Origin of the sequence: Thalassotalea litorea (genome assembly GCF_005843925.1) — a bacterium.
GTDB classification, from domain to species: Bacteria; Pseudomonadota; Gammaproteobacteria; order Enterobacterales; family Alteromonadaceae; genus Thalassotalea_A; species Thalassotalea_A litorea_A.
Genome location: NZ_VCBC01000027.1, coordinates 1 through 9621, shown reverse-complemented (window position 1 = coordinate 9621; position 9621 = coordinate 1). Strand labels below are relative to the sequence as shown.

9 protein-coding genes are annotated in these 9621 nt (G+C 42.9%); 4 read left to right on the top strand and 5 right to left on the bottom strand.

What is annotated here, in order from left to right; translation table 11 throughout:
• A partial coding sequence (locus FE810_RS16820; RefSeq protein WP_138321816.1) for a hypothetical protein occupies window positions 1–229 on the top strand: 229 nt, incomplete at its 5' end.
• A 406-nt stretch (window positions 230–635) separates the two neighbouring features.
• Here the strand turns inward: FE810_RS16820 and FE810_RS16815 are convergent.
• From FE810_RS16815 to FE810_RS16800, 4 genes are all read right to left on the bottom strand, one after another.
• On the bottom strand, window positions 636–2108 hold the full coding sequence (locus tag FE810_RS16815) for a mannitol dehydrogenase family protein (protein WP_138321815.1): 1473 nt from the start codon (window positions 2106–2108) through the stop codon (window positions 636–638).
• Entirely contained in the window at window positions 2108–3514 is a 1407-nt protein-coding gene (uxaC, locus tag FE810_RS16810) for a glucuronate isomerase (protein WP_138321813.1), read from the bottom strand. The genes FE810_RS16815 and uxaC overlap by 1 nt, the downstream gene beginning before the upstream one ends.
• 11 nt (window positions 3515–3525) lie before the next feature.
• Entirely contained in the window at window positions 3526–4686 is a 1161-nt protein-coding gene (uxuA, locus tag FE810_RS16805; RefSeq protein WP_138321811.1) for a mannonate dehydratase, read from the bottom strand.
• Between the two features lie 385 nt (window positions 4687–5071).
• On the bottom strand, window positions 5072–5767 hold the full coding sequence (locus FE810_RS16800; RefSeq protein ID WP_138321809.1) for a FadR/GntR family transcriptional regulator: 696 nt from the start codon (window positions 5765–5767) through the stop codon (window positions 5072–5074).
• A 225-nt stretch (window positions 5768–5992) separates the two neighbouring features.
• On the opposite strand from FE810_RS16800, the gene FE810_RS16795 reads away from it, so the two are divergent.
• From FE810_RS16795 to FE810_RS16785, 3 genes are read left to right on the top strand one after another with little or no spacing between them, the layout of a single operon-like run.
• On the top strand, window positions 5993–6994 hold the full coding sequence (locus FE810_RS16795; protein WP_138321807.1) for a TRAP transporter substrate-binding protein: 1002 nt from the start codon (window positions 5993–5995) through the stop codon (window positions 6992–6994).
• A gap of 1 nt (window position 6995) precedes the next feature.
• Window positions 6996–7523, top strand: a complete 528-nt coding sequence (locus tag FE810_RS16790) for a TRAP transporter small permease (RefSeq protein ID WP_138321805.1) — start codon at window positions 6996–6998, stop codon at window positions 7521–7523.
• Between the two features lie 2 nt (window positions 7524–7525).
• On the top strand, window positions 7526–8815 hold the full coding sequence (locus tag FE810_RS16785; RefSeq protein WP_138321803.1) for a TRAP transporter large permease: 1290 nt from the start codon (window positions 7526–7528) through the stop codon (window positions 8813–8815).
• A 577-nt stretch (window positions 8816–9392) separates the two neighbouring features.
• Here the strand turns inward: FE810_RS16785 and FE810_RS16780 are convergent.
• A partial coding sequence (locus FE810_RS16780) for a hypothetical protein (protein ID WP_138321801.1) occupies window positions 9393–9621 on the bottom strand: 229 nt, incomplete at its 5' end.

Sequence of the window (9621 nt, the reverse complement as noted above, 5' to 3'; positions counted from 1 at the left end):
TAACACCAGTGGTAGTAGTACGCTTAGCTTCCCGGTTGTTACTGACGACCGTGGCCAGCTCAATGCCAGCGTAAACTATGACGTTACGGATAACTTCATTGTTGGTATTGAAGGTGTGAACTTAACAGAAGAGCGCATCGACCAATACTGTGTAAACCAAGATGCATTACTATGTTTCGTCGGTTTACCGGACCGTCGTATCACGATTGGTGCAAGCTACCGTTTTTAATCGGAATCCAATGTTAGTTTAACGAATCATTGGTATTCGTTTGTTGATAGAAGTTAGGCTCCGGCCTAACTTTTTTTATGCCTCAATGAAAGTCTGAGCAGCGATTACATTTGTACGGTTTTTGCGAGCCGCAGGAAGGCCTGCACATTTAAGCCAAGCAAAGCAAAAAGCTAAGACAAGCACATAGGCTAGGCAAAAAATACGCGGCCAGTCATATATCGCTGCTAATTTTGAATTTCAAACAACACAGCGGCTGGTAAATCAATGAATAGAGAAGTAATAGTGACGTGCAACGGATAGCTTAAAGTGGATCCGTTGCCGATGAATCCTACCGTTTTAGAATGTTGTAATTAATCAATCAACATAATATTTAACTTAACATTCGAAATCAGAGGGGTAGTTCTATTTACTGGTGATCTTGTAATGCCGCGATAACACCGCTTGTATTTATAGCGCATATTTTTTCGCAAATATTGATTTGAACAAATGCACTTTGCTTGATTTCTTCAGGAAACAGACCTTCAATTTCGATCATTTTTTCCAGTTTAGCGGTCGAACTTGTTGCCTGATCTGACATTATCGCTGTCAATTGGTCAGCCAGCGGATCCGATATCTCATGGCTCGCACCACTCTCGTTTTTGCCTTGTAAATAGCACAACCAGGCAGCTACCACGAAACACAAGGGTTGTGAGACATGCCCTTGACTATATAACTCGGCTAGCGGGGCAAATATCCGCTGTGGAAGCTTCTGTGAACCATCAGTAGCAACTTGCTGTGTTTCATATTGAATCTCCTGATTGGAAAATCTGTCAATAATGGTTGCCCCATAAGCATCAAAGTCAAATGCCATCTGCTTATGCAAAGACAATTTCATTTCTTCCATCAAGGAGACAACCAGCTGATGCAGGTGTTTATTTGCAATGGCCTGATGAATATACTTGTGGCCGCTAAGCTTGCCTAAATATGCCAGCGCAGAGTGACTTCCATTTAAGTAGCGCAATTTTAATTTTTCATATTGAGCGACATTATTCACAAACAAAACGCCAGCGAGATCCCATGGGGGACGTTCGGTTTTAAAGTTGTCTTCAATGACCCACTGCCTGAATGGCTCGCTTGTCACCAAAGCATTGTCCAGGTATTGATATTTACTTGAATGGTCAAGGATGTCTTTGTCTTGCACGGCTGGGACGATTCGATCGACCATGCTGTTACAAAATGAGATATTCGCCTCTATCCACTGTGCTAATTCAATATTGACAATATTTGCGAAATCAATAATCGCTTTTTTCGCTAGATGACTATTGTCCGGTAAGTTGTCACAGCTAATGAATGCAAACCCAGGAAGGCCTTGCTCCATTCTGTTCAGGCATGCTTTGGCGACAAAACCAATCATGGTTTTCGGTGAATTAAGGTTTGCCAGATCCTGTTGAATGTCTGGGTGATCCATATTCAGGCCAGTGTTGCCAGGTAATAAACAATAACCTTTTTCGGTGATAGTGGTGGTAACCACTTTAATCTCTGGTTTTGTTAACGCTGCAATGACGGCTTGTGGATTTTCAGGGGCAACAAGCACAGTTTCTAATGCACCTATGATGCGCGCATGTTCTGTTGATGTGGAGCGCTCGATAGCCGTATACAGATAATCTTGCTGTTTCAGCAAGTCTCGATTTTTCGCACTGCGAAGACTGACGGCAATGATTTTATAGTCGCCATCACATTGCGCCATCATATCGTCGGTGAATGATGCCTGATGGGCCTTATGAAACGCACCGATACCGATATGGACTATACCCGGTTTACGGTTTTTATAATCATATTGCGGACGTGCGATTAAAGGAGATATTTCTGCCACACAACTGTGACTCAGTAATTTGCTCATTATTTAAACTTATATGCTTGGTTCACTAAGTGATAAGTAAGGTCGATTGCAACATCGATGGCTTCGTCTTCATTCAGGCGATGCTGCGCAACAAGTCTGGCTAAACAATTACTATCAATTCGTCGCGACACATCATGTCGAGCCGGTATTGATAAAAATGCTCTGGTATCGTCATTAAAGCCCACGGTGTTATAAAAACCTGCGGTTTCGATAACTTGTTCTTTAAAGCGAGTCATTCCCTCGGGGCTATCATGAAACCACCAGGCAGGTCCGGCTTTAAGCGCTGGATAATGGCCGGCGAGTGGAGCAATTTCTCTTGAATAGGTAGTCTCATCTAGCGTAAACAAAATAATCGTTAAATCGGGATGATTACCAAACTTACTTAACAGCGGTTGCAGGGCTTTGACAAACTCAACCTGTACCGGTAAGTCAGCTCCTTTGTCGGTGCCAAACTTTTGATATAGCGGCGCGTTGTGATTACGATAGCAGCCATGATGCAATTGCATGGTCAAGCCATCTTCAATGCTCATTGCAGCCATTTCTGTCATCATTTGCCCCCGGAACATTAATGCGTCTTCGGGCGAATAATTTAAAGAGCGAATTTTCTGAAATAGTGTTTCTTTGTCACGATCAGACAGGTCAGCAGTAAATGCGGATGGATGGCTATGATCGCTGGCGGTCGCACCATGTTCAATAAAATACTCACGACGTTTTTTTATCGCCGCCAGATAGTCAGCAAAATGGTCAATGTCAGTATTCGTTAATGCACCCAGGGCGCGAAAACTTTCTTTAAATTTGGGGTGTTCTGGATCGGTTAGATTGTCGGGTCTGAACGTGGTAATAACCCGACCTTGCCATTCACTTTGCTGAATCTTTTTATGGTGTTTTAAATCATCAAGAGGCTGTTCTGTTGTCGCTAAGGTTTCGATATTGAAGCGATCAAATAGTGCTCTTGGTTTAAAGTTGTCCTGGGCAAGTTGTTGGTTTATCTGTTCAAAAGCCTGATCCGCCGTTTGCTTTGACAAAGGTTCGGCAATATCAAAGACTTCGGCAAAGACATAATCAAGCCACATCCGACTTGGTGTTCCACGAAATAAATAATAATTATCGGCAAAAATTTTCCAGACTTTGTGGGATTGCTCCAAAGAGAGTTTACCTTGACCTATTCCAAGTTCCGACAATCCGATCCCCTGACTGTATAACATCCGAAATACATAATGATCTGGGACAATAAGCAATTCAGCTGCGTTGCTAAAGTTTTCATTGTTGGCAAACCAGGATGGGTCGGTATGACCGTGTGGGCTGACAATCGGTAAGTCTTTTATCGCCTGATAGATGTTCTGGGCAATTTGCCTTTGTATTGGATCACTGGAAAATAATCGTTCAGGATGTAAGTAACTCGACATTAAACTGTACCTTATTTAATGTGTTCTAATGTATGAATAACACCACGAAGCTCAGCTAAACCTTTCATTCTACCTTGGTAGGAATAGCCAGGTTTGACACCTTCTTCACCTATTTCATCGGCCATCAAGTGACCATGATCTGGGCGCATCGGGATCTGATTTCCCGTTGTTTTTTCTGCGCTGAGCAATGCCTGGATTAAACCGACCATATCATTATCGCCATTTAAATGCTCTGATTCATAGAATGAACCATCTTGTTCGCGTATCACGTTTCTTAAGTGCACAAAGTAGATGTGTTCGGCGAATGCATTGGCCATACAGACCAAATCATTATCGCCTCTGGCACCATACGAACCGGCGCATAATGTAAGCCCATTTGAGGGGCTGGGGACAGCATCGATAATTTGTTGTGCATCGTTTTGAGTCGAAACAACTCTGGGAAGACCGAATAATGAAAACGGTGGATCATCTGGGTGGATGCACATTTTGATACCCGCAGATTCCGCGGCGGGCATAATGTCTGTTAAGAAGCTGAACAGGTTCGAACGCAACCCTTCGGCGCCTAATCGAATAAATTCATCAATGGCAACCAATATGGATTCGCGGCTATAAGAGCCTTCTCCGCCTGGCAAGCCAGCAATAATATTATCTTCCAGGTGCTGAATTTCTTCAACGCTCATGGTATCTATGCGTTGTTTCGCTTGTGCCACCAATTCAGGAGAGTAACTTTTTTCTGCGTATTGGCGTTTCAATACAAAAACGTCATAGGCGACAAAATCTGTCATTTCAAATCGCAACGCATAACTTTCATTGGCTAATTTGTAGTTTAAGTTTGTGCGTGTCCAATCGACAACGGGCATAAAATTATAACAAACCGTATCGATGCCAGCCTTACCCAAATTAATCAGTGTTTGATTATAATTTTCAATTAGTTGCTTGTAGTTTCCGGTTCGAGTCTTAATGTTATTGTGAACAGGAACACTCTCAACCACACTCCAATCCAGACCTGATGCTTCAATCATTGCCTTGCGTTGTTTAATGGCGTCTAATGGCCATAACTCCCCGGTCGGTATTTCATGCATCGCGGTTACAACGCCTGAAGCACCGGCTTGAACTATCATTTCAAGCGAAATTGAATCACTGGGCCCAAACCAGCGCCAAGTTTCTTTCATAATTAATCATCCACTAAAATTTACGGTTAATATTGGTAAGGCCACTTGCCCATTTAACCACAGGAAAACCTTCTTTGGCAAATACTAAATACTAATATACGTTATCGAAATTAACGATTTTTAACTGATTTTTAAGGTTAAAAGCGGTTTTTACGGGTCATGATTGATGTGTCAGAGATTGGATGCCATCGAGTGCTACTAATGGCTTGGTGCGGAGCGTCTTTTGACGCGGATTACTGGAATTCAATTGGTGATTAGGGCAGTAAAATAGGAGACTTGGGCGTTAATAATAGACGAACTCTTATTCAACTTAATGGGGTTGGTATTGGCCCTTAAGATGAGCTTTCAATAACAAGCCACTTGCAAGACAAGTGGCTGTTGATGGTTATTTTTTGCTTGCGAAATACGTGGATGCAGATTCTGAGGCGCTTTCAATATGTGATTTCATTGCAATGCGTGCTTTTTCAGGGTTTCGTATCTCCAAAGCCGCGATAATCCGTTTATGTTGATTAATCGAGGGGTGAATACCTTCTTTACGTAACCGTGCCATAAAGGATTTACTTAAAGCCGATTGATTTCTCAATTCCCAAAGCCATTTTACTATGGCACTGATGGCAGAGTTTTGACTCGCTTCGGCAATAAGTAAATGAAATTTCATGTCGGCTTGCTCACTGGCGTCAGGCCGCTTTTCTTCTTCTTCCATTTCCTTAATCGTATCGCGAAGTTCCTGGAGCTGTTCGTCAGTAATTCGCGCCGCAGCTAACGCACAGGCTTCTGCTTCGACAATGTAACGAGTATCGAGGATTTCAAATGGACCGACACCTTCGTCGGATGGAAACAATTCTGGTTTTTGATCAATAACATAGATTCCAGAGCCGGTTCTGATTTCGATAATACCTGCGATTTCAAGCGCGATCATCGCTTCTCGAATGGTAGGGCGGCTAACGCCGATTCTTTCGGCCAGAACACGTTCGGAGGGCAACTTGTCACCCGTTTTAATATTACCTTCTTTAACCAACTTCGAAATCTGTTCGGCCACCTTAACGTATAACCTTTCAGTCTTTATGGTTTCAAGTTCCACAGTGTTTTCCTTTTTGCCTTTTTATGTGGTTTAAGCCATTAAAATCTAATGTTAACAGAGAAATTGTGTTAACAATATGATTGGCTGAATAAAATAGTTGTATTTTTAGCTAAACGCATAATACTATGGTCAAGTGGCATGACCAATTGTTTTGAGGTTTCTGAAGGCTTTCCTGCGACAGAGAAAACAATGATTGGTTGATTAAAAATTACAATAGAGGCTGTTATGCTTACTCAAAAATGCGAACGCTTTTGTCGAAGCTTGGTGTTCGCGGCGTGTTTGCCATTTATATTTAGCTGTTCTGACAACAGTACCGACCAAAAAACCATTAGGCTCGCCCATGGGCTTGATGTCAATCACCCTGTGCACTTAGCATTAGTGCATTTCCAGCAACGTTTACAGGTGTTGTCCGAAGGGACAATAAAAGTAAACGTATTTCCCGCCGGGCAGTTGGGCTCAGAACGGGAAATTATCGAATTGATACAATTTGGCACGATTGGCATGACGAAAGTATCCGCCAGTTCGCTAGAAGCATTTGTACCGAATATGAAAGTGTTTGGCCTGCCGTACTTGTTTCAAGATCAACAACATTTTTGGCGAGTATTGAATGGCCCAATTGGTAAGGCATTATTGTCCGACGGTGAGCGGTACCGGATTAAAGGGCTTGGCTATTTCGATGCCGGAAGTCGTAGCTTCTACGCAACCGAAAACCTTATTCAGACACCTTCCGATTTATCCGGCCTTAAAATTCGCGTGATGAACAGTCAAAGTGCAGTCAATATGGTCAATACCATGGGCGGCTCTGCGACGCCAGTATCCTGGGGTGAACTCTATACAGCGCTGCAGCAAGGCGTTGTCGATGGTGCCGAGAATAACCCACCAAGCTTTTATTTTTCAAAACATTATGAGGTGAGTAAATACTATGTTCTGGATGAACATACCTCTATTCCAGATGTGATCATAATCGGTACACATTTATGGAAGCAATTAACCGTGGAACAAAGAGAGTGGGTGCAAATAGCCATGCAAGAAGCGACTGACTATCAGATCGATTTATGGCAAAAATCGACCAATGAAGCGCTAGCGAAAGTCAAAGAATACGGTGTTGAGGTGATTTATCCCGATAAAACGCCATTTCGTGACAGTGTTAAAGAGTTGTACAAGCAAATTAACAACGAAGAAATTCTTCAGTTAATTGCCGATATAAAAGCACAGGAGCGAGATTAATATGTGGTTTTCTAACGCAATGGAAAAACTAGGGCAACAATTGAATCGGCTTGTGGTGCTATTACTAGTACTACTAATTGTCGACGTATCCTGGCAAGTATTAACGCGGTTTATATTACCGCAGCCGAGCTCTTTTACCGAAGAAGTGGCACGTTTTTTACTGATTTGGATCAGCTTATTAGGCGCTGCTGTTGCCTACCGCTATAAAGACCATTTAGGTTTTGACTTGTTGGCGAAAAAACTCCCTAAAAAACACCAGGCAAAAGTTTCCATGTTTAACGCTATGGTAACCATTGTTTTTGCGGTATTTGTTTTATTGATTGGTGGTGGGAATGTGGTGTACGTCGTCTATACACTAGAGCAATATTCCTCTGTGCTGGGCGTCAATATGGTGTTCGTTTACATGGTTATTCCTTTCGCCGGGCTGCTATTTCTGATGTTTGCGATCGATAACTTAATTCAGTTATCTGCACCATCGGAAAAACCTGATGGCCCCGGTTCTGTCAACCATAATAGCCAGGGAGCATAACCATGACTGAGTTGATACTTTTTGCGCTATTTTGTCTGCTTTTATTGTCGAATCAATCCATTGCTATCGCCATCATTATTGCTACGTTTGCTTCGATGATTTACACCATCGATATTCTACCTGCGGCAACAACCGTTGCTCAGCGCCTGGCTGCAGGTGTTGACAGCTTCGCTCTGTTGGCAGTGCCATTTTTTATCTTATCGGGTTACCTGATGGGAAGTGGAGGGATTGCTAGCCGCCTTATTGACTTTGCGATGTCTCTGGTTGGTAAACTGCCTGGCGGTTTAGCCTATGTGAACGTGATAGCCTGTACTTTATTTGGCTCTATCTCTGGTTCTGCGGTTGCATCTACATCTGCTGTCGGTGGCTTTATGATCCCAGAAATGGAAAAAGCCGGTTACACCCGCTCATTGAGTTCGGCGGTAACCGTTACCGCTTCCACCGTCGGCATGCTGATACCACCCAGCAATATTTTGATCATCTACTCATTAGCCAGTGGAGGGGTATCAATTGCAGCGCTCTTTATCGCCGGTTATTTACCCGGGTTATTAGTAACGTTTCTTCTCATGGCCGCGGCTGCGATTTATTTAAAACGAACCAATCAAGTCCCGGCTCGAGCGGTGGAAATTAAACCGTTGATCACCTCGTTTATTGGAGCATTACCAAGCTTGGCTTTAGTCGTGTTGGTCATTGGCGGCATTATCGGCGGCTTTTTTACGCCTACCGAAGCCGGCGCCGTTGCTGTTATCTACTCATTTATTCTGGCGTTTTACGTTTACCGACAACTTTCCGCTCGGGATCTCTACCCATTATTTTTACAAGCGGTTAGAACCACATCCATTGTTATGCTGTTGATAGCAGCGTCGTCAGCAATGTCCTGGTTATTGTCTTATCAGTCAATTCCGCAAACGATTTCTGAAGCGATGCTGACTCTATCTGACAATCCTCTTTATATTCTCTTGATTATAAACTTAGTATTATTGGTTATCGGTACCTTTATGGATATGACACCGGCGGTACTGATTTTTACCCCGATATTTTTGCCGGTCGCTGAATCGTTGGGCATTTCGCCTTTGCATTTCGGCATAATGATGATTCTAAATCTATCAATCGGATTATGTACGCCACCGGTTGGCAGCGTATTATTTGTCGGCTGTAGTATTGGTAAAATTAGTATTGCCGAGATTATCAAACCCATCCTGCCTTTATACGTGGCTATGGTGTTTGCGTTAATTTGTGTGACGGCCTTTCCGCAAATTAGTGAGTTCTTGCCGGGCCTATTTGGCTTGTAAGCAGGTTTGCATTTTGATTCGGGGCAACAGTGATTGTGCTCCGAATCACCTCCCGAACGACACCCCCCTAAATAATCCTCAATCTAGCCATTCACAGCCTTCGCTCAGAATCTAAAGCCTGATAGATGGTCTATCTAAAAACATTGACTCTGTCTTATTCCATGACGCTGTACCAGCCTCACACTTTTATTACCGCTTAACTTAAGCGCCAGCGTGGCGTTATGTCGAAACTTGATACGGAATCCTATGCCAGATAATTGATGTTACTGTCGATAAGGGAAATGTTGGCATCCTCGGGCGAGCTTCATAAGCTTGGTTGATCGTGCCGTAACGACCATGTTTAAACCCCCTATAAAATTAGAAAGCCTATAAATCTGGAGCATAATGAGGATAACACCTGAACGCTTGTGGATCGTTTATGTTAATTGTTTATGTTAATTGTTTTTGTTAATCGTGTTGTTGTTCTTGTTTTGAAAGGAGGGGATTTTCGTTGAGCGTTTTTGAGAGGCAATAAAAAAGCTGCCACATAACGTGACAGCTTTTTCGGTTTCGTTAATCAACTAAGATTAGATACCGATTAGAAACGGTAGCTTGCACCAATTGAGATACGACGATCCGGTAAACCGACGAAACATAGCAATGCATCTTGGTTTACACAGTATTGGTCGATGCGCTCTTCTGTTAAGTTCACGCCTTCAATACCAACAATGAAGTTTTCAGTAACGTCATAGTTTACGCTGGCATTGAGCTGACCACGGTCGTCAGTAACAACCGGGAAGCTAAGCGTACTACTACCACTGGAGTTT

Excerpts from the sequence above, each read along its gene's own strand:
- FE810_RS16815 (WP_138321815.1), bottom strand. The coding sequence starts at position 2,108 with ATGAGCAAATTACTGAGTCACAGTTGTGTGGCAGAAATATCTCCTTTA.
- uxaC (WP_138321813.1), bottom strand. The coding sequence starts at position 3,514 with ATGTCGAGTTACTTACATCCTGAACGATTATTTTCCAGTGATCCAATA.
- uxuA (WP_138321811.1), bottom strand. The coding sequence starts at position 4,686 with ATGAAAGAAACTTGGCGCTGGTTTGGGCCCAGTGATTCAATTTCGCTT.
- FE810_RS16795 (WP_138321807.1), top strand. The coding sequence starts at position 5,993 with ATGCTTACTCAAAAATGCGAACGCTTTTGTCGAAGCTTGGTGTTCGCG.
- FE810_RS16790 (WP_138321805.1), top strand. The coding sequence starts at position 6,996 with ATGTGGTTTTCTAACGCAATGGAAAAACTAGGGCAACAATTGAATCGG.
- FE810_RS16785 (WP_138321803.1), top strand. The coding sequence starts at position 7,526 with ATGACTGAGTTGATACTTTTTGCGCTATTTTGTCTGCTTTTATTGTCG.